The sequence below is a fragment of the Bradyrhizobium sp. CCBAU 45394 genome (assembly GCF_028128655.1).
In the GTDB taxonomy this organism is placed as follows: Bacteria; Pseudomonadota; Alphaproteobacteria; order Rhizobiales; family Xanthobacteraceae; genus Bradyrhizobium; species Bradyrhizobium diazoefficiens.
Genome location: NZ_LBIX01000149.1, coordinates 24,688 through 44,755 on the forward strand (window position 1 = coordinate 24,688; position 20,068 = coordinate 44,755).

The 20,068-nt window shown below is 57.3% G+C and carries 18 protein-coding genes and 2 pseudogenes; 16 read left to right on the top strand and 4 right to left on the bottom strand.

The genetic code is table 11. From position 1 onward, the window contains the following. Positions 1 to 725: 725 nt before the first annotated feature. Entirely contained in the window at positions 726 to 1,022 is a 297-nt protein-coding gene (locus WN73_RS15540) for a hypothetical protein (protein ID WP_097669477.1), read from the top strand. A gap of 163 nt (positions 1,023 to 1,185) precedes the next feature. Here the strand turns inward: WN73_RS15540 and WN73_RS15545 are convergent, their stop codons facing one another. Continuing rightward, positions 1,186 to 3,144, bottom strand: coding sequence for a putative bifunctional diguanylate cyclase/phosphodiesterase (locus WN73_RS15545; protein ID WP_097669478.1), 1,959 nt, complete (start codon positions 3,142 to 3,144; stop codon positions 1,186 to 1,188). 1,099 nt (positions 3,145 to 4,243) lie between these two features. On the opposite strand from WN73_RS15545, the gene WN73_RS15550 reads away from it, so the two are divergent. Beyond that, the gene (locus tag WN73_RS15550) at positions 4,244 to 4,549 is read left to right on the top strand and encodes a hypothetical protein (RefSeq protein ID WP_097669479.1); all 306 of its coding nucleotides are present in this window, start codon (positions 4,244 to 4,246) and stop codon (positions 4,547 to 4,549) included. Between the two features lie 315 nt (positions 4,550 to 4,864). Here WN73_RS15550 and WN73_RS15555 read toward each other — a convergent pair whose 3' ends face one another. Both WN73_RS15555 and WN73_RS15560 read right to left on the bottom strand, forming a co-directional pair. Then, on the bottom strand, positions 4,865 to 5,035 hold the full coding sequence (locus WN73_RS15555) for a hypothetical protein (RefSeq protein ID WP_179880042.1): 171 nt from the start codon (positions 5,033 to 5,035) through the stop codon (positions 4,865 to 4,867). A 39-nt stretch (positions 5,036 to 5,074) separates the two neighbouring features. Beyond that, positions 5,075 to 5,353, bottom strand: a complete 279-nt coding sequence (locus WN73_RS15560) for a transposase (RefSeq protein WP_271553611.1) — start codon at positions 5,351 to 5,353, stop codon at positions 5,075 to 5,077. Between the two features lie 206 nt (positions 5,354 to 5,559). Here WN73_RS15560 and WN73_RS15565 point away from each other — a divergent pair, with 206 nt between their 5' ends. The 8 genes and pseudogenes from WN73_RS15565 (at position 5,560) to WN73_RS15600 (ending at position 12,257) form a co-directional block, all read left to right on the top strand. After that, positions 5,560 to 6,564: an IS110 family transposase gene (locus tag WN73_RS15565; protein ID WP_271553612.1), complete on the top strand. Its 1,005-nt coding sequence runs from the start codon at positions 5,560 to 5,562 to the stop codon at positions 6,562 to 6,564. A 566-nt stretch (positions 6,565 to 7,130) separates the two neighbouring features. Further along, the gene (locus WN73_RS15570) at positions 7,131 to 7,718 is read left to right on the top strand and encodes a hypothetical protein (RefSeq protein WP_097669482.1); all 588 of its coding nucleotides are present in this window, start codon (positions 7,131 to 7,133) and stop codon (positions 7,716 to 7,718) included. An 838-nt stretch (positions 7,719 to 8,556) separates the two neighbouring features. After that, entirely contained in the window at positions 8,557 to 8,865 is a 309-nt protein-coding gene (locus WN73_RS15575) for a hypothetical protein (protein ID WP_246740496.1), read from the top strand. 1,018 nt (positions 8,866 to 9,883) lie between these two features. After that, positions 9,884 to 10,114 carry a zincin-like metallopeptidase domain-containing protein gene (locus tag WN73_RS15580; protein WP_442870104.1) on the top strand — a complete coding sequence of 77 codons (231 nt, stop codon included), beginning with the start codon at positions 9,884 to 9,886 and terminating at the stop codon, positions 10,112 to 10,114. A 696-nt stretch (positions 10,115 to 10,810) separates the two neighbouring features. Next, positions 10,811 to 11,137, top strand: a complete 327-nt coding sequence (locus tag WN73_RS15585; protein ID WP_271553613.1) for a HipA N-terminal domain-containing protein — start codon at positions 10,811 to 10,813, stop codon at positions 11,135 to 11,137. Further along, positions 11,056 to 11,262 carry a hypothetical protein gene (locus WN73_RS15590; RefSeq protein WP_271553625.1) on the top strand — a complete coding sequence of 69 codons (207 nt, stop codon included), beginning with the start codon at positions 11,056 to 11,058 and terminating at the stop codon, positions 11,260 to 11,262. The genes WN73_RS15585 and WN73_RS15590 overlap by 82 nt, the downstream gene beginning before the upstream one ends. Before the next feature lie 47 nt (positions 11,263 to 11,309). Next, positions 11,310 to 11,480, top strand: a complete 171-nt coding sequence (locus tag WN73_RS15595) for a HipA domain-containing protein (RefSeq protein ID WP_271553622.1) — start codon at positions 11,310 to 11,312, stop codon at positions 11,478 to 11,480. A 55-nt stretch (positions 11,481 to 11,535) separates the two neighbouring features. Further along, a pseudogene (locus tag WN73_RS15600) lies at positions 11,536 to 12,257 on the top strand (HipA domain-containing protein). On the opposite strand, the pseudogene WN73_RS15605 reads toward WN73_RS15600, so the two are convergent. Beyond that, positions 12,235 to 12,861, bottom strand: a pseudogene (locus WN73_RS15605) (helix-turn-helix domain-containing protein). The pseudogenes WN73_RS15600 and WN73_RS15605 overlap by 23 nt on opposite strands. 480 nt (positions 12,862 to 13,341) lie before the next feature. Between WN73_RS15605 and WN73_RS15610 the strand changes: the two are divergent. From WN73_RS15610 to WN73_RS15635, 6 genes are read left to right on the top strand one after another with little or no spacing between them, the layout of a single operon-like run. After that, positions 13,342 to 14,655: a lysine N(6)-hydroxylase/L-ornithine N(5)-oxygenase family protein gene (locus WN73_RS15610; RefSeq protein ID WP_271553624.1), complete on the top strand. Its 1,314-nt coding sequence runs from the start codon at positions 13,342 to 13,344 to the stop codon at positions 14,653 to 14,655. Further along, entirely contained in the window at positions 14,652 to 15,932 is a 1,281-nt protein-coding gene (locus WN73_RS15615) for an MFS transporter (RefSeq protein WP_271553614.1), read from the top strand. The genes WN73_RS15610 and WN73_RS15615 overlap by 4 nt, the downstream gene beginning before the upstream one ends. Continuing rightward, complete coding sequence (locus WN73_RS15620) at positions 15,922 to 16,701, top strand: phytanoyl-CoA dioxygenase family protein (RefSeq protein ID WP_271553616.1); 780 nt, start codon at positions 15,922 to 15,924, stop codon at positions 16,699 to 16,701. Before WN73_RS15615 ends, WN73_RS15620 begins: the two co-directional genes overlap by 11 nt. A 25-nt stretch (positions 16,702 to 16,726) precedes the next feature. Further along, positions 16,727 to 17,056, top strand: a complete 330-nt coding sequence (locus WN73_RS15625; protein ID WP_097669493.1) for a cupin domain-containing protein — start codon at positions 16,727 to 16,729, stop codon at positions 17,054 to 17,056. A 1-nt stretch (position 17,057) separates the two neighbouring features. Continuing rightward, entirely contained in the window at positions 17,058 to 18,635 is a 1,578-nt protein-coding gene (locus WN73_RS15630; RefSeq protein WP_271553617.1) for a class I tRNA ligase family protein, read from the top strand. 19 nt (positions 18,636 to 18,654) lie between these two features. After that, positions 18,655 to 19,788 (top strand): aminotransferase-like domain-containing protein, encoded by a 1,134-nt coding sequence (locus WN73_RS15635; protein WP_097669489.1) that lies wholly within the window; start codon positions 18,655 to 18,657, stop codon positions 19,786 to 19,788. Positions 19,789 to 20,068: the final 280 nt, after the last annotated feature.

The window sequence follows — 20,068 nt, forward strand, 5'->3', positions numbered from 1 at the left end:
TAGCGTCTGAGACGAGCCCACTGTTCAGATGCCTCACCCAAGCAATGATGACGCGGCTGATTGTGGAGCCTCTCCACTCGAAAAACCCCGGCACGAAAGCCGCCGCTCGTGATGCCACGGCGTACATCCGGCCGCGACGATCAGGTACCAGTTAGCATAAGGTTCTTGAATAAAATGAGACCTTCGCGGCGTCCGTAGTTGAACGTCGGCGCGGATCATCCGCCGCCAACCGTCGATGGTAACGGGTCGGTCTTGCGAGGCAGGCTAAAATTCTGCGATGCGGTCTCGTTTCGCGATGAATTACTGTTCGTTGAGCGGTAGGCAGGCATTTCTATCTATCGGGCAAAAGGTCTTCCGCGAAACAAAAAGTCTTTCGCGAAAGGTGAACGAAGATTCGACGGTCCGTCCTAATGAAGACCCAGGATATCGCCTCGCAGAAGATACTTATAGTCCTCCTCGGTCATCCATTTGGCGCTGTGTCGTGTCTAGTCCCAGATTTGGTATCACGTGATACTCAAAAAGCACCATCTACGTCTGTTGCCTCCGAAGCGATCGCGCGTCGCGCCAGCCGCAGCGACGTCTATCTGGTTTGGATGCGGGATCCTTCATGCTCGGTTTTGATATAGCCAAGTCGCAACATGCCCGGCCTTGGAACTAGGACCTAGTCCGGCGCCGACCTAATATGCTTTGATACGTAGGATGGAAATGAGACGCGTGGTGCTTCAATGTACGTGGTCATTCGCAAGTACACCAATGTTCGTTCGGTTGCGGATGCCGCCCGCCGCGCGAAAAGCGGCGTCGGTCAAATCCTAAGGGAATCGCATGGATTCAAGTCGTACTATGTCCTGGACGGAGGTGAAGGCGTCGGTGTTGCAGTGATGATATTCGAGGATCGCGAAAGCGCCAATGAAGCGAACAACAAGGTCATGGAGTTCGTTCAAGCGAGTCTGCATGATCTCCATCTTGGAGACCCCGAAATCGTCGCCGGCGAGATACTGGTGAATATCCAATCCGATCAGTAGCGCGCCCCTTTCCATAGCGCAAGCGCCACGGCGCGGACTTGGATGCCGTAGGGTGATATCGCAAGTCGGTCACATACCTATCTTGTCATTGATTCCGCTAGCGATGCCAGCGCCTCACGCGGCGTCGCGCGGCATGATGGTCGGTCGGTTTGCACAAGGCGTTTCAAGCGGCAGGCGTCGACCATTGCTTATTTTCGAGCAGGGCGAAGATGCGGTCGGCTGATACCGGCCGACCGATGAGATATCCTTGGACTTCATCACAGCTGGTTTGGCGCAAACACCCGAGCTGCTCGGTGGTCTCGACGCCTTCCGCGACCACGCCAATGTGCAGATCCTGCGCCAGCGTGATTATTGATTTTACGATCGCCGCGCTATCCGGCCGTGTCAGCATGTCGCGTATAAAGGACTGATCGATTTTGATGCGGGTGTAAGGCAATTTTAGCAAATAGGTCAGCGACGAAAATCCTGTTCCGAAATCGTCGAGCGCCACCGTCACCCCCAGTTGCAGGAGTGAATTCAAGATCGATGATGCCGGCCCGTACTTTGAAATCAGCATCGACTCCGTTATTTCGATTTCAAGGCGGCTAGGGGCAACTCCGGCCTCCGCCAGGGCCTGCACGATTGTTTGCAGGATGCTGGTGTTATGGAATTGAGCTGCAGAGAAATTCACGGCGACCCTGAGATCAGAGGGCCAGTTCGACAGCGTCGAGCAGGCGCGTCGGACCACCCACTCACCGATCGGGTGGATCAAGCCGGTTTCTTCGGCAATTGGAATGAACTCAGCCGGCGAAATGACTCCACGGACAGGATGTTGCCAGCGCAGCAAGGCCTCAAATCCGGTTACTCGGTTCTCGCGAATATCAAAGAACGGTTGGTAGACGAGAAAAAGCTCGTCTTTCCCGATCGCCTCCTCCAGATCCCGTTGCAGCGCCCTGCGATCGCGCGCTGATTTGTCGTCGCTGGCCTCAAAGAAGCGAACCGTTCCGGGCCCCGCTTTTTTGGCGCGATAGAGCGCAAGGTCGACATTTTTTAGGAGCTCATTAGGCGTATTGCCGTCGCGCGGGGCCAACACGATTCCGACGCTCGTCGCGCCCGCGATCTCGCGTCTTTCGATCAGGAATGGTTCGCCGAAAGCGCCAACGAAGCGCTCGGCGATTTCCAACGCGTCTTCTACTTTGGCCAGATTGGTCACGATCAGCGCAAATTCGTCCCCGCCGATCCGCGCGACGGTATCGGTCTCACGCGCGCATCGTTGCAGTCTCGCCGCGGCCTGAACGAGGAACTCATCTCCTGCGGGGTGGCCGAATTTGTCGTTCACTTCCTTAAAGCGATCGAGATCAAGGAGAAAAACCGCGAATTCCTCGCCCGAGCGAGCCGACCGGTTGATGGCAGCTTCGAGGCTTTCGTTGAAGGCGAAACGGTTCGGCAAGTGGGTCAGGGGATCCCGCCGGACCCTCCGTTCGGCTTCCAATTGAGCAATGGTGCGTTTCGTGAATTCGAAAGAATGGGCGAAAACGCCGCGCAGAAGTACGAAGCCATACGCCACAACAAGGATAGCGACGAGCAGATAGACGAAATCGCCATTTCTGCCGAGGCAGATTGCCGTACCCACAAAAATCGGAGCCGTGAATGCAACCGCCGCCACCGGAATCGTAGCGAAGGCGAATGCTCCGCCCGCGAGCATCCCGGAGCAAAGACATGTGATCACGAGTTGGCCGCCATTCGAGGCGTCGGCGAAGAAAGCTACCGGAACGACCGCCCAGGCGGTTCCAAGAACGAGCGCATTTCGCACCAGCCGATGCATGGCCTGTCGGGAGACGAACTGCGGCTTCGTAATCCGTCGTGATAAACGCGCCTTCAAGCCTATCGATAACGCGCCGCAAACCACGGCAGCTGCCCAGATCAGGGCATAGTTTCTGTTGGGCGAGTGCCAGAGGGCAATTGCAAGCACCGTCGCATTGCAGGCGTTGGCCAGCATTATGCCCAGGGAGTAACCGAGCACGAGGGAGATCTGCTCCGCGCGAATGTGCCCTGCGACCGCTTCATCTGTCGCAGGGCCGCCGAAAGCCGCCAGGTCCCCCGCGAATAGCTTCGAGACATACGAGCTCAGATATGTCCTCATCTGGGACCCCCGCAGGACTGGCTCTAACGTTGCGGCCAGTGCTGGAAGGTCGCGGCAAACATTTGAGAAAAGATAAATTCTTGAAGTTCGCCACGTCCGGCGCGGCATGGGGTGACCGAGCTCATTGTTTAGCGGTGGCTAAGGCAGGGCCGGGCGCTGGGCTGACCTCCCGTGTCCTTACCGCAAACGCGGGGCACAGTTCTGTACATTGCGTACTGACCTATGCCTGTAATCGATCGCCGAATTCGGCTAACCTGCCATGATGACAGCTTGTGCGCTAACCTGAATTAAACGGTGGGGCGGTATGAGATCGACAGAAGATGAGACACGCGAACGCATCGTAAGCTACGGCCGCCTGCGCCGACGACTTTCTCTATCGATGAGATCGGTAGGATGACGTAGCTTGTGCCGATCGTGGACGCCCGACATCTCGCCGCTTTCCTGCGCCATATCCGATAGAACGAAGCAATGCTGCGGGCTCACCTCAAGAAACGCGCGATGCGAACGCAAGGCCAGGTCTAATGTCGCCCAGGCCAATAGAGGTGATGTGTGGGCACGACGATCTCCGCATCCCTCCAGCCGGTGTCCCCTTCCCGAGACCTAGTACGAGCCCTGGCGGCAGAAGGCGCTTGAGGCGGTGGCCGGTTGTTCTCTCGTCGAGCCAAGGCGGGACTGCTGCCCTCGCTCCTACGTAGCAATCGTGGGTGTTTCATGCGCAATCGTGACCTTGGCTCCGACAGCTTCCTGGCACTGACCGCGGTCGGTCTGGTGGTGCTCTGCTCGAGCCTGCTCGCCTTTGCGTTCACTTAAAGCGAACGCGCTCGCTGCGTTTCGCACCTTGACCAAGCTAAGTGCTTGGCGGATAGCAAGCCCAGCAGCACGGACACTGAACGCCGATTGCCGTCCGCCGCGGTAAGGCCGATCACGGTGTTTCGAGACCAGGCCCTCAGAGGTCTGGCCCGCGTTGGGATCAACTTTAAGGACATCGTCGAGGTTAACACTAACTCCGCATTGTCGGCGCGGCGGACAACGCCATTCTTGTTAGAGCGATCCAGATGATGGATTGCAGTGCGGCTCGCACTCAAACTGGAAGTGAAATGTGACGATTATCCTGGCCCTGCTAGGGAGCGCAATCATCGGACTGGGGACGGGCCTGTTCTTTCGGGTCTGGGCCATCGTGCTAGTGTCTCCGGCAATCGCGGTCCTCGCCGCGATCGTATTTCAGGCCTCCGGCTTTGGCTTCTTCGCTGGCGTGTCCGTCGTCATCGGATGCCTCTTCGTCGGCCAGATCGGCTACCTGCTGGCAGCGTTCTGCCTGCATAAGGGAGACATCTCAGTTCAGGACGAAGCCGACGGCGACCCAAGCGAACACCGCCATCAGGATGTCCACGACAAGCACCAGTAGCGCAAGGCCCGTCCAGGACGGCAGCTTTCGGCGCAGCCGTAGGGTTTTTCGCCGTGTCAGCAGACGGCCCAGTAAGAACGGAGGTGCGTACCTGACAGCGATGCCGGCCGCACTTTTTTGAAACACCATGGATCTCATTGCGGCACACCTTTCAATGCTAATGGTCGGTTTACCGTTTCATCAGCAAGAGCAGTGCCAGTGCGGAGCATGCGCGGCAGCGGCGGGGCGGCGGCGCGGAATGACAGCGTTGGAAGTGTGTCATGGAACCTGCGTGTCAACGTGGCGCGGGCGGCCTCCGTAGGGCATGTGGCGCTTTCACCGGAAGCGCTTGCGGTTTTGACGCCGAATATCCAGATGCGCCACGTCATCGGGCATAATCTTCGCGTCGCGGATGCAGCTTTCGCTGAGCACGCCGCTGATGCTCGCCTTGGCGAGACCGTGCCGCTTGTCGGTGATGACATCCTGCAATTCGCGGAAATCGGCCAAATGGTGGTAAACGGCATAGACGCGTGGCTGGCGACCGGTTCACCACCGCCCGTCGAAAATTCGACGATCCGCCGGTACAAACGGCGGATCGTCTGCTATCGGCGTCGGCAATCGGCGTGCTTGCCGGCGGCAGGTGAACACTTGTTGTGGGGTCAGCCCGTGTCGCCGGGCAATCTCGGAAACGACCGCGCCTGATACCAGCGTCTCCTCGACGATCCGGGCCTTGTCGTCTTTCGAGAACCAACTACGGCGTCCCGTCTCCGTGATCACTTCCAGCCGGCGCGCCGTCACGTCCGCCTTAAGCATATGGTCAAGCATAGACACAAGCCGATCCCTTTAAAGAGATCGTGAAACTCGCATACCCCATGTGCCGCGAGAAGGTGGGAGCGGAACGGCCTTACCTCAGATAAGGCAATACGGGGGCAATATCTTGCAGACGATCACGTAATTGCGGTCGGCGCCCGCGGCTCAAAAAGGTCCGCTATCTTCAAGCCTTCCCGCAATCTTACGAATCGGAGGGGGCCATGAAGCAATATGTTGGGCTGGATGTCTCGCAAAAAGAAACGTCAGTATGTGTGGTCGACGAAGTGGGTCAGATCTTGTTCGAAGGAAAGGCAAAGTCCGACCCCGGGGCACTCGCGGCATTGCTTCGCAAGCGGGCGCCACAAGCGGAGCGCATCGGATTTGAGACTGGGGCGATGGCGAGCTGGCTATGGCATGAACTTCGTAGGGTCGATCTCCCAGTGGTTTGCATCGACGCGCGGCATGCCCACGCGGCTTTGTCCGTACGCATGAACAAGAGCGATCAGAATGATGCTCGAGGTCTGGCCGAACTGGTGCGGGTTGGTTGGTATCGAGAAGTCAAGGTCAAGAGCGAGGAAAGTCAGAAGATCCGCGCGATACTCGTCGCGAGATCCCGGCTCGTGTCCATGCGCCGAGACATCGAGAATCAGGTCCGGAGTTTGATCAAAGAATACGGCTTGCTGTTCCCACGCGCGATCGGCCAGCAGTTCCGCAACCAGGTCAGCGAGCTATTGGACGATAGTCATCCACTCCTTTGCGTGATATCGCCGCTCCTGTTGATCCATGAGCATATTTGTCAGCAGCAGAACAAGTTCGACGACGAAGTTCGCCAGTTGGCGAGGGCGGATGAGACGACGCGCCGCCTGATGACCGTTCCCGGTGTCGGCGTAGTGATCGCCTTGACCTTCCGCCATACGATCGATGACCCATTGCGCTTCCGATCGGCGTTGACAGTCGGTGCCTACCTCGGCCTTACACCTCGGCGCGCGAGCAATATCAGGAAGTGCAGAATCAAATGCAAGAGATCGGAGAACTGGCGGGGCTGGATCTCCTCACGCTTCCCGACGCACTGCGCGATGCGAAGATCTCAGCCAAGGTCGCTTTCGCTCACTTTCGGCTTCATCCCTATCAGAACCGAACCCTGTTTGAGTTGCTCAAGGATCCTCGAAGGACTGGATCGCCGTACGCGCGTTGCAAACCGACATGGAGCATGGCCCAACCGATAGGCAGCGTGTCAATGCAAGAAGCCAGATGTTTTTCGGCTGCATTGAAGAGGCGTTACATCCGACGCAACTCAAGATATTGCAGAGCAAATTTTACGACAGCGAGTAAGCATCCTGATCCCCGGCCGCGCGCCGCGTGCAGGGGCGCGGCTATGGCGGCCATTCTGGTTAGCGGCCCCGAGCGTAAGCTCGAAGCGTAAGCCTGACGACTGATCGCGGGCAGAGATCGAAATGCACATGTTCGGTGCAAGACTGGGTCTGACCGCGGTCCGCCTGGACCTCCAAACCAGCTTTACCGCCAGGTGAACGCAATCCACGACGCAGGCCTGCGCGAGGTCAGGCGGAATGAAACTTGGCTCGAAGATGATCGGATCAGACGTGGCAGATGCGGCCGCGGTTTGTCTTCTTTTTCGACCTTTGTCAGCTTCTCGAAAGCCAGCCTCTTTAACACTCGAACTTGGCCTCTCGATGACGAAGCCGCCCATGTCTGAATTCGTGACGAACTTCAGCTCATTCCCTGCGGGAGATCTTCAAGAGGCCTTTGTTCTCATAACACAAAGGAGAGCTTTATGGATCCGAACCCGATTGACAATGCCCGTTCACCAGAATCGCCAACGGCGCACGTCTGGACACAGGAAGATCATGATTTGTTCAGTCAGATCATGAATGAAGCTGGACCATCATCACCTGCCGCACCTGAGGAAGCGATAGATGTCTCATTTGCCGTTCCCCAAAGATTTTCCCACGGTTCGCAAAGCGCCCCTGACGAGATGGTTGAGAGGCTGTTCCACCGCGGTCTCTTGCCGGACTCGGACCAGCCGACGATGACTTATGAAATCCTAGGTCACCGCTACACGGCCGGTTTGGATCCGTTCAATCGCGTTCGTCTTGTTCATAACCCTGCGGAGGACCAAGTGGTTGGGGCCGGCCGGGCGGGGGTACCGGACTTCGGAGCGTTCTTCTCGGAGAACCGGCGCTTCGGAACGCCGCTAGCACAGCAATGGGCTACATTTGCCCTAATGGACAAGCTGCGCGAAGAAGGTTTCATGCCGACCGCAGATAACTCCACCACAATCCTACTTAACGGACGGGCCTACAAAGCCGAATTAGCCGAAGGAGGGTTCGTTAGGCTTACACGGGAGCCAACCCGGCTGTGAACCGATCGCACCGGGCTGGAGGCCTGCGATCACTTCGGGTGGCCTTACCTGGAGAGACATTCGCCACCTAACAGTGGATTGTTCGCGCCGCAGTGGGTACGCATCCTCGGACCCACTGGCAGCCCACGAGAAGCACGATCATCCTGGCCATTTCGTCTGCGTGGCGCCGGCCTGTCATCCGGCATGCCATATTGCCCCCGTATTGCCTCATCTGAGGATGTTACTTTCGCTTGATCGATGTAGCTCCGGCGATCGGCCAGTCCGAGATTGCACCATAGCGCGCAGGATCGGAAGGAACTGGAGACGTCGCGGAATGCCCATGACACGCGGCCAGCGCCGCAGCTTTAGCCGTGTGGGATGATCGTCTCGGCTGCTTTGCCTCTGAGTAGCTCTGCACGATGGTGTGGTGCGGGCCGAACTGTTCGGGGCGTTGCTTAGCGAGGCGACCGAGAATTGCATGCGCGGTCAGACGGGGCTCGGCCGCAGGCCAGCGCTCGATGTCGGCTGGGTCCGCGCAAATTTGGGTAGCGAAACCGGTGACCTGGAGGGGTTACTCGGAAACGGCGTAGGACCTGCCGATGCGAGCCTAGATAGTCTTGGCGGACGCACGAGGTATTCTCAAGGAGCTGGCAGCAAAGGTCGCGTAGCCGCCACGAGGGTCGCAAATGGCTTTGCATAGCAGTGCGATCGCGTGAGCGTATTGATCGGATGGGAATCCTATCAATTGGCACTACCAGATCTGGGCGTTTTGCAAGCAGTACCTTCGCCGTAGGATTACGGCAAAGACCGCATGCATATAGGTGTGCGCAAACAGCTTCGAAACGCGGAAAAGAACGGCATGTCGAACATCAATCTCAGCTCCCGATCCATTGCAGGTGCACGTGCCGGACAGCGAGCCATCATCGCCCTAAAAGTCATCAAATGGAGAGCGCTGGCCCCGAGACGTCGAGGTTTCCAGATGACACGCGGAATGAAGCCGATGTCGCGGATGGTCGCAGCAACAAGGCGCGCGCTCGCCATGTACGATCTCGACCGGTGCTGCGCAATCTGGTGGCTCTATCGTCTCCATTTCGGATTCACCGGCGACGTGATGTTGGGGCTCGCCGCGGTCACGGTTGCCCAGGAGAGATCCCGCTGCGGAATTTAGGAATCGTGGCGTCGAGCGCATACCGGGCTCGGCCAGCAATCTGCCGCAGGTTACTCGTTTGCACAAAAGCGTGGCCCAACGCCAATCGCCTCAAGTCTGCCCCAGCCAACAACGCCGCAATCACATCGAGTCCCGGCGACCTGAGCGGGGGGCGGTACTAAGGTGCCCGCAAACGCGACCAGCATTCCGCGAAGAGCGAACTTGCGCTCGCGCTTAACATCACAAGCTGAAATTGATCGGCGGATGATGTTCCCCACCCCATCTTCGCCCCCGCTCGTTCCCGATCCAAGGGAGCAATTTACGTGAGGCAACGGCTCAGCATCCGGTAACAATTAGGGCGAGGAAATGCGCTTCCCAGCCAGATTGTCGCGCTATAATCCGCAGGATTCCCCGGTTGAAGGCTTACTGGAATGCCACAAATGCACCCCGACCGATACGCGCAGTGCGACGAACATGGCAGTACAATATGCACGGCAGAGGGATGGGCGGGGCGCACAGCACCGAATTCGCAATTTGACGCCACAGGAGACCTGCCCTCTAGCGGGGCGAAGTATCTACGATGGTATGGTCCGCAACCGACAATGTCTCACTGATCAGCGCCTGAGCCGTCCGGGTGATCCTGAAGTCGTGACGACTGACAGCACAGAGAGCATGTCTGAGTGGTTGCAGGAGTTTTCGTGGCGGATTGAGCGAGTGTTGATAGCCCACACATTATTGACCGACTGCGCAAAGGCCTGTCAGCTTGCGGTAAGCTATCACAGATACAGAGCCCTTGGGATTAACGGGATGTGACAGGGACAGCGTTATCGCTCCAGACCGATCAGCGCCGAGTCACTCTTCCGCTAGTCTCAACGGCAGTGCGGATGTGGTAGGGACTAGTTGGCCTGGTTTCAGCCCCCGGGTCGGTTAGCACCGAGCCGCGCCCGCACTGTTTTACATCTTGCCCCGACCAATCCCGCTAGCTATCTCGACAAGCTTCGCAGGTACTCTGGCGAAGGTCGGTACACCACCTGAAAAGGTGAGGGCCACGTACTTCCATTTCTGCCGCAGCCCGCGCAATGAGTGGCGTTGGACACTACATGCCGCCGCGAGAGCCGCCTGGAACCGCGAGTTCGGCCGCTGGCGCTTCGGCGTTGAAGGCTATGCCATGGAAGAGTTGGTCGCGGAGCTTGGCGCGGCCTTCCTGTCCGCCGATCTCGGCCTAACACCGGAGGTGAGGGAGGATCACGCCTCCTATATCGCCTCTTGAATAAAGGTGCTGAAGAACGGACGCGCGATCTTCTCGACCTCGTCCAATGCCCAACGGACGGCGGACTTCCTACATGGGTTTCAGGCCAAAAATTCCGCCGCGGCCTGAGCCGCGGCGGCAATCATCAATCTGGACCTCGTCATTTTTGCTCCAAATAGCTTGGGTCTCCAACGGACTCTGGACGAAGTTGTTGACTGGGCGTCATCCTACTTACAGCGGAGCGGATTTTTCGCACGGGTTCAGATAGATAATTCGCTGCGGCTGCAAGCATTTTGATTGAGGATGCATGGGTTTGAAGCGCGAGGTCCGGTCTCAATCGCGGCGACCGTACCGACCGTGCGAGCTCAACGACCCTGCTCACGCCTTGCATACCACGAAGTCCGTAGATGCTGCGCGACGCTCGTACCCCCCACCATGGGTTGCGAGTCCGGCTTGTGTGCGAATGGCTCGAGGCCGAGCCCGATGACTTCAAGTCCTTTCCAACCGACGTAGACCGCAACCGGTCGGCGTCAGCCGTCAATGGGTGATTAACGTCGAGCATGGTCATCCCCGCGCAGAGCTGGCTCTTGTACTCCGTGCTCTCGACGTTCTCGGCATCCCGGTGGACGCCAACAGTGGAGGGCCGACCAGCCGCGGGTCTACCTCCGCAGTTGATATCAACGCCATCGTCAACAAAGCCAAGAAAGGCAAGACATAATGGCCGAGCTCATTGCACTCTTGGGTGGCACCGAAGTCGGTCGCGTCCGCAGCGACTCGCGCGGCCGGCTGACCTTCGTTTATGACAATGCATGGCGCAACGCGGAAGGGGCCTATCCCCTGTCGCTTTCGCCGCCGAGGAGCACGGTCCAGCCACTGTTCAGTCCTTCTTGTGGGGGCTGCTTCCTGACAACGAGCAGGTGCTCGAGCGCTGGGCCAAGAAATTTCAGGTATAGGCGCGCAACGTGTTTGCCCTCATCTCTAACATCGGTGAGGATTGCGCCGGGGCCATCCAGTTCGTCACGCCTGATCGATTGGAGGCTCTGAAAACAGGCAAAGATGACGAGATCGAATGGCTGGATAAGCCGGAAATAGCAAATCGGCCTCGAGTCTTGCGCGAGGATCACGCTGCCTGGCGTCTGCCCCGCGACACGGGTCAATTCAGTCTTTAGGCGCCCAGCCGAAAACCGCGCTTGTCCTCAAAGACAACAAATGGGGCATTCCATCCGGGCGCATACCAACCACCTACATTTTGAAACCACCGACGGGCCATTTCGATGGTCACGCCGAGAATGAGCATATCTGCCTGCAGCTCGCACGCGAACTCGGGCTGCCACCCGCTGAAACCAAGGTGATGCGCTTCGAACAGGAAATAGCGATCGTGGTTTGAACGCTACGATCGGCAGGTCAGCGGGAACGACATTATCCGCGTTCATCAGGAAGATATCTGTCAGGCCATGGGCATCCCGCCGACCAAGAAATACCAGAACGAGGGCGGACCAACGCCTGCCGATGTGGTCGAGCTCTTGCGTACCTACTCGACAGACCGCGAGGCTGACCTGAGACGTTCGTCAGCGCTTTGGTCTTCAACTGGCTCATTGGAGGCTCTGATGCTCACGCCAAGAACTATTCATTGCTTCTGGCCAGCGGTCCTCTCGTGCGTCTCGTCCCCCTTTACGACATCGCCAGCATTCTTCCTTACGACAACGTCGATCAGCGCAAGATCAAACTCGCCATGAAAGTCGGGGGTGAATACAAGCTCGACCAAATTGGCTTGCGTCAGTGGCAAAAATTTTCACGCGAGCTGCGTGTTGATGCTGACGTGCTCATCGCTACGCTGATCTCCATGGCCGGGCAGATCCATGACCTGGTGGCGGACATTCGCACGCGAGCGCAAAAGGAGGGATTGGAGAACGCTGTCATCGAGCGATTGGCAACGGCTTTGGGTGTGGGAGCCAAGGATTGCGAACACGTTCTGAAGGGGCCTAGGATACGGATCATCCATCAATTGAAGGGAGTCGAACGCAACCACGAGCTCGTTCATTCTGATATCGGCGCGCTCGCCGAACGGCTGCCTGACAAGCCCGTTGCCGCGTCCCCTTATGCTCGTCCCGAGTTACGGATTGCAAGCGCTCGGCCGGCGCTCAACTTTGCAGGTCGAAACTAGCGAGCCGCTGCCGGTCTAGAATCATGTGCTCGCGTTGAGTATTGCCGACGAAAGCAAAAACGCCATCATTATGTAATTTCGACACTGCGTGAGACGGTCTCGATGGTCAAGCCTAGGTGATCCGCGATGTCTCGGCGAGACATTGGCAGTGACATAACATCAGCAGTCGTCAGCCGCGCATCCATCTCATGCAAGGAAAGCGGCAACGCGCTCCAGAGCAGTATTGCGTCCAAGCAGCAGCATTTGGTTTTCCGCGTGCTGCAATTTAGCCATGGTCATGCTGAGCAAGGTGCGTCAGACAACTGCGTCAGTGTGGGCGATTGCATCAAGAGTGTGCCTCTTGATCAGCCGAACAGTGCTCTGCGTAACGGCTTCCGTAGCAAAATCGGTGTGCCCCACTGTTCTCGAATCCGAAAATGTCACCTGGTAAGTGAAACGCGCCAATCTGGCGTCGCCCATCGGACAGCAGTTTGTAGGCCGGTACCGCTCCTTTCATGACATGATAGACGCATTCCGCGGGTTCACTCTCGATGTAGATCGTCCGACCCTTCTTGTAACGCTGACGATGTGAGGAAGATCGTGGTGATTTGAGCATTGTCGGCATAGATGAGCATTCACGGTGTGTTGGTTTCTCAGCCATGGATCCGCACGCTTCATATTCCATATGGGTATGTCAGATTGCCGCCTTAATGTCGTAAATCCGACAGGGGCTGCCGGAGCAACTCCGCACGAAACGCTGTACGTGGGCATGTTCTTCTCGTCCAACAAGGCGCGGTCGAGATTTTGTGGGTGGCACGGCGGTTGCTAATGAGCAGAGAGATCACCGGATGAGGTGGGTGAAGATGGTCGCAGGCGGATTTTAGGGTTCACACGGATGAGACTGTTGCCGGTTTCAACAGACGTCTTGCAAGACGCGGCTATTGCGGATGCGTCATTCACCACGCCTCCCGCGGCTACAGGCCAAGCCGCTGCCCCATCCCAAGTCACACAAACGTGCTTCGGTAATGAAGCGAAGGACCCGGACAGAACTTACACGAGCGCCAAGGACAAGAACCTACACGAGCTCAAAGAGACTTCTGTGGAAATGCTGGATGTCATCGGAATTGGGATCGGCCCATTTAACCTCAGTCTTGCAGCGCTTATTGAACCTACTCCGCTCCGCGCACTTTTCCTGGAGAAGCGAGACGCACTTTTCTGGCATCCAGGCCTTGCACTGCCGAACAGTCGCCTTCAGGTGTCGCCGCTCAAGGATTGCGTGACCCTAGTCGATCCTACTAGCCCATACTCATTCCTCAACTATTTGGCACTGCATGGTCGGCTCTACAGCTTTGTCAACAAGCGAAATGCTTCAACGTCCCGGCAGGAGTTCATTGAGTATTACCGGTGGGTCGCAGGGCGACTCAATACGCTCCGCTTCTCGGAGGACGTCACGGATGTTGTTCCGTTTAGGGACGGCTACCGCATCAGCACGAATACAACCACATACTTGGCGCGCGCTGTTGTTGTGGGCGTTGGCGTAGAGCCCAAGATTCCTCCCTGCGCCAGATCTTTGCTATGTGACACTGTCTACCATGCAGCCGACTATCTCGAGCGGCAGCTTCCGCATGCAGCCGAGCATGTGCTCGTTGTGGGAGGTGGTCAGAGCGGGGCTGAGATTATTGAGGACATGCTTACTCGTTCTGTGCCCACCCAAATCACGTGGGCAACGTCGCGTTCAAACTTGTTTTCCATCGACGACAACAGCTTTGTGAATGAGGCTTACACACCCTCCTATAGCCGTCGCTTTCACGCTCTACCGCTTCAGCAGCGCCGGGACATAGTCGAGGGTGAGGTGCTTACGAGCGATGGTATTTCTGTCGATTTGTGCAATCGCCTATATGAAATGCTGTACGAACGCAGCGTGGATGGCACGCTGGCCGACCGTTTTCGTGTGTTGTCCAGCGTAGTCGTGAAAGACATCGCGTCCCACAAAAAGCGCTGGCGAGTCGATCTAGATGAGATCGCAACGCAGCGAAATAGCTGCATCCTCGTCGATCGTATAGTGCTTGCTACAGGTTTCCAGCCACGTACGCCGCCCTTCTTGGAGGCCCTCCTCGAGGGTGCGTGTATGGAAGATGGCCTGCCCGTACTCGGCCCGGACTACGCAGTCCGCTTCGGTCGGCACATGCCAGGACCAATTTATCTACAAAATCAAAGCCGCGTGCAGCACGGATTGCAGAGTGCCAATCTATCTTTGGTGGCGTACCGCAACAGCCAAATTATTAACAGCCTTCTCGGCCGACCGTTCTATTTGAATACATCCGACAGGCAGATGATTGAGGTTTGTTCAGACACGTCTGAACGAGACGACGGTGTGGTTGCGATGCGATCGACCCGACAAGTATTGGGTAGCACATGAACGGCGGCTCGACCTCACCGCTGCGGGGCCGGATTGCGCATGGAACGGCCAACGCTGCCGACCAGCTTTCAGGCACGCTCGACTACCGCGCCTTTGTACCATTTTTGATTGCCTCCATCGTCATTGCCGCAGCTTACGGCACTAGCTTTCTATTGCCGGACTACATGCATGCGCTCGAAACGGATAGTCGAGCCGCGGGTCTTATTATTTCCGGCGGCATGGCTACTACTCTCGTTTCCTGTTGCTTGGCTGGGTGGCTGGCAAAGCGGATAGGCCTATTACCCACGTTGACTGCCGCATCGCTGTTTATGGCGGTAGCCATGCTGACCTTTGCCGGCGCTGCCCTCGATACGCGAGCGGCGTACGTTGGAGGACTAATGGTGGGCGCTGCTTGGTCAGTGTTCTACATTCTGGCACCGCTGCAGATCATTCGACATCTACGGCCCTCAGCACGTATTCAGTATTTGACGGTCTTATCCGGATCACAAATGGCTGGGCTCGGCCTAGCGGCTCCACTTGGTCACTTGCTCGCAAAATACACTGGTTCGCTGGCCACGATTTATGCGGTGCTTGCGATTGCGTGCGTGACCGCCGCCGCCTGCGTGGACCTTACAAGACGCGCGATGTCGAGGCTATCGGCACTGGCTATGCCGGATATCGCGATTACACTTGCCGCGACTATGACACTGCTTCAGAAGTGCACAGCGCTCCCGATCGCCATGATTGCGATTTCAGGCTGCACGTTCGCGGGGCTGTCCACATATCAGAGCGCGTATTCCGCATCACGTCACTTGAATTCCGATCTGTTCTTTCTCGTTTTTACTGCTACGAGCGTGGCACTACGCTTCTCAGTCGCTCACTTCATGGGCAGCCTGCCGTTACGCCGACTGGCGCTCACGCTCATCCTACTGATCGCTGCGTCTCTGGTGCTGTTCCTTCTCAACGGTGGCAGCACCTCACTCTATATTGCGGCCACAGTGCTCTTTGCCGCCGGCTATGGGTTAAATTATTCAACCTTAAACACGATAGCCGTCAATCTCGCCGGCGAGCACGGCGTCTCCGTGCCCACTACCTCGCAGATCTTTACCCTCGCATACTTCTTCGGGATCTTCGGCTTTCCCATGGTCGGAGGGCAGTTGGTCCGTGGATTCGGCCTTGACGTGATGTTGCTGAGCCTATTGAGCGCGACCGCTCTGAATGCGGTGCTAGCAACCCGCCTCGGGCAAAGCACAACTGATCCGCCTCATCTTAGGAAGGAGCTCACACATGCTGACTGAGGCACAACAATCGAAATGGCATAAGGATGGATACCTTCGATTGGAAAGGTTCTTCGATCCAGCCACGCGCGACAAGATTTCTCGTTACGTTGAGGAAGTTGCACGTTGGGATGTAAGCTCCGATAAGTGGATGTTGTGGTTCGAGAAGACGAGTGACAGCCGGAAGATTATCTCGAAGGCCGAGAACTTCCTAGACTACCATGCCCCTCTACGGGAGGGGCTCCTGGCCGATGGCCGCATTCGTATAGCGGTCGAGACACTCTTGAATGAGAAGACACGGATGTTGAAGGAACTTCTGATCTTCAAGTATCCGGACAGCGGCGGATACCGCCCTCATCAGGACATCTACCATGTGCCGCACAAGATACCCGACCGCATGGTGCACGCAATTGCATCCATCGCCGTGGACGACTCCGACCCGGGTAACGGTGGGCTCTTCTTCACGCCAGCTCGCCATAAGGAAGGAATGTTTCCGATGGATGCCGGCGGCGTGATTCACCCGGAGATCGCCGAGACCTTCACATGGGAGCCGGTGCAATTGAAAGCTGGTGATGTTTTCATTTTCGACGATTATGCGCCCCATTACTCCTTGCCAAACAAGAGCGATCGGTCGCGTCGTGCGATTCACCTGGTATTCCAGCGCGCATCCACTGGGGGTCCGACACGCACCGAATACAACTGCATGAAGCGCGCCTACAACCCTCCAGAGGAAGCGGTGGCCGATCTTGAAAACCTAAAGCTTCCCAATGGCATATTCTATCGCGACTGATAGCCAACGTCTGAGGAAGACCATCGTGTACACGGCGCAGCTTGATCATTCTCTGATGAGATCCGAATACGGAGTTCTGGTCTGGCGCCTTTTGGAGCATCTCCCGGAGGGTCTCAGCCCAGCATTTGGCGCTTCAGTCGTGGAGCTCGCTCCAGGCGATGCGGTCGACCCGCACGATCATCAGGAGCACGAGCTGTGGCTGCTGATCTCTGGTCGCGGAGAGTTCGAAGTCGACGGCCAGGTCCGTAATGTTAGCGAAGCGACCTTGTGTTACATGTCGCCACATCAGACGCACACTATCCGCAATATCAGCCAAGACAGCACTCTCAAGTTTATCTCGATCTGGTGGGATTGACGTGCGCACTTATTTTGTCTGTCCTGCGCCGCCTTGCCCTAACGGCAAACTACATCTGGGCCACATCGGCGGCGTGTATTTACTTGCTGATATCTTCGTCCGCTTCCAGCGCATGACCGGCCATCGGGCCTACTACATCACCGGCTCAGACGAGCACGGCACACATACGCTCGAAACGGCACGAAAGCTCGGCCGATCCTTTAGCGAGGTCGCAGAACAATACGTTCACCAGATCTTAGAGTGTTTGCGTGCCGTGCAAATTACGCCTGATGTGTTCGTGCGCACATCTAGCGAGATTCACAAGGAAAATGCGCTAGCGATATTCCGCGAGCTGCAAGTGGCCGGCTACGTCCACGTAAGGCAGGGCGTGCAACTGTATTGCGAACATTGCGATGAGCTCGTTGCGGACTCGCTCGCAACTGGCCGTTGCCCGGCCTGCTCATCGCCCTGCGACAGCAATCTGTGTGAGAACTGCGGGCTGGCTGTTCAGCACGACACAATCCGTGACGCACGACACGTCACCTGCGGCCGCAATCTTGTGCTAAGAGCCATCAAGCAGGCCGTGTTCGACATGCCGCGTCTCGCTCGCCAACTGCACGAAGCCATTGGTGAAAGCGCGTGGCCCGAGCCGATACGCGCCAGGGCGCGCGCTTGGCTACACCGAGAGGTGCGCGGCTTGCCGATGACCCGCCATTTTAGGCACGGAGTTGAGGTACAACAGCCTGACTCTCTGATCGGCCAAACGCTGCTTACATGGTTTGAGGGCCTCTGGTGCTTCGACACCGGAATTCGCGAGCAATGCGCCCGCTTAGGTCTGGACGCAAACACGACGTTGCACGACCAGAACAGCGAGCTTCTCTTCTTCATGGGGCAAGATAATCGCTTCTACTACACGCTAGGTGTCGCCGGCGCTCTGCTCGCGCGCGGCTACCCAATTCCAAAAAATCACTCCGTCCAGGATTTCTACAAGCTGGAAGGCGAGAAGTTTTCCACCAGTCGTGATCATGCTCTTTGGGCTGATGAAGTGGCGCGCGAGGTGGGGCCAAACGTACTCCGTTATGCACTGGCGCGAGTGGCCAAGCCGTTTGGAACCGACGCAAACGATTTTGATCTCGACGGGCTCATCTCGGCAGCCTCACGCATTCGGGTCTGGGAAGATGCGTTACGGCGGTGTGCAGAAAGCGCACTCACGGTAGAGAGCACCGAACTCTCCCCGAATTTCCGCCGCTTCGCTGAAGATTACGCCGATGCGGTCACCGCACTGCGTTTCTGGGATGCGCTTGATATCATCGACAGGTACTTCGAGCTAGCTGGCTTTGCACATGCAGACGATTGGACATGGAATGCTGCGCAGATCTCGCTGTTCCTGAGCCTACTCTATCCCGTAGTACCTGAGCTAGCGATGGGCTACGGCCAGCACTACTTTGGCGGTGCGTGGCGGCCGTCCCTCGAGACATCAGCCGTAGCAGCCCAGCCAAAGGCGTCACTGGACTTTCCCCGTTTCAGCGCGCCAATACCTGCAAGCTTTGCCTCGGAGTACAATAAGCGCTTTCGCAGAGAACAGATTTGGCAATCATGAAGATCCGAATGACGAAGCTATGAATACGCGCATCTCAAAACGCAGCGCTGTCGCTCAGGGTTTCGCGCCGTTCAACTCCTCAAGTGCGACGCATGGGATCAATTTCGGCTATGGGCTGGCCGACCCGGTGATGTTTGCAGAACTGCCGTGGCCAGACGCGTTTGACGGACGTACAGGTGTGGCTCCCGCCGATCTGCCGCAGTATACGGATGCCGCGGGTTTGCCCGAACTTCGTACCAAGCTTGCACTGAGGTACGGTGTGCGGCATGACCAAATTATGCTTACGAGTGGAGCTTCACAGGCCTTACAGTTGCTTGCCGATGGCTGGATTGACCCCGGTGACGTGGTCCTGACGGAGGACCCCTCCTACTTGGGTGCACTGCGTACGTTTTCGATCGCGGGTGCAACCGTGGTCCAGCTAGGTCTGGCTGCAGAGGGAGTGGATCTGAACGAAGTGGAGGCAGTGCTGCAGACCAGTGCCCGGGTGAAGCTCTTCTACACGATGCCAGCATTTCATAATCCAACCGGGCACCAGATGTCGTGCGACCACGTGGCCAAATTGGCGGCACTGCTAGCCCGCAGTGGCGCTCTCTTGGTGCAGGATCTTGTCTATGCTGAGTTGCCCTATAACGGTCCAGTGCATTGGTTGGCGCCGGGCGACAACGTGATCAATGTCCATAGCATCTCAAAAGTTGCCGGACCGGGACTACGGGTAGGCTGGGTGCTTGCGGAGTCGGACATTATCAACAGGCTTGCGCACCTCAAACGCGACGGCGGCGTAAGTCCGGTTCTAAGCAATGTCGTTTTGGGATTATTGCAATCGAGCGCTCTTGACTCGCACATAACACGCTTGCGCGAGCACTACCGAGCGAAGCGGGACGGCGTACATAGGTTATTGCAGCGCAGCCGGATTTGCGAGCCGGAATATAGTGTACCAAGCGGGGGCTTCTCGTTCTGGGTACAGCTTGCCGCGGGTACGGATCCGGAGAGGTTTATTGAAGCTGCAAGCCGCGAGCACGACGTGCACCTTATAAATGGTCGGAACTATGGCCCACGAAGTGGCCGTCACGTGCGCCTGTGTTTCAGCTATCTTCCAATATCTCTCATTGAGCAGGGGCTGGAGCGCTTAGGTAATTTGCATGCTAAACTCTAGACGCGTGTGGTATGTTTCAGCAGAGTTTTCCCATCTGACGCGGGGTCGCAGGTCCAGCTCCAAGCGCCGACACTTCTGAAGAGAGCGGCCTTACGCGGACACACGAGGTCGCTGTCCTGCTTTGTTGTCCGCCGGCAAGGTCGCTTTGGTGCGCTCCAACCGACCCGCCCATCACTCGTCCGAAGCTCGAAGAAATGTTCGAGCTGTATAAGGGGAGCTTCGTTCCCACGCACTGGAGCAGAGTATACGGTTCCGATTTGCCGCATCTTTGCAAGCTACT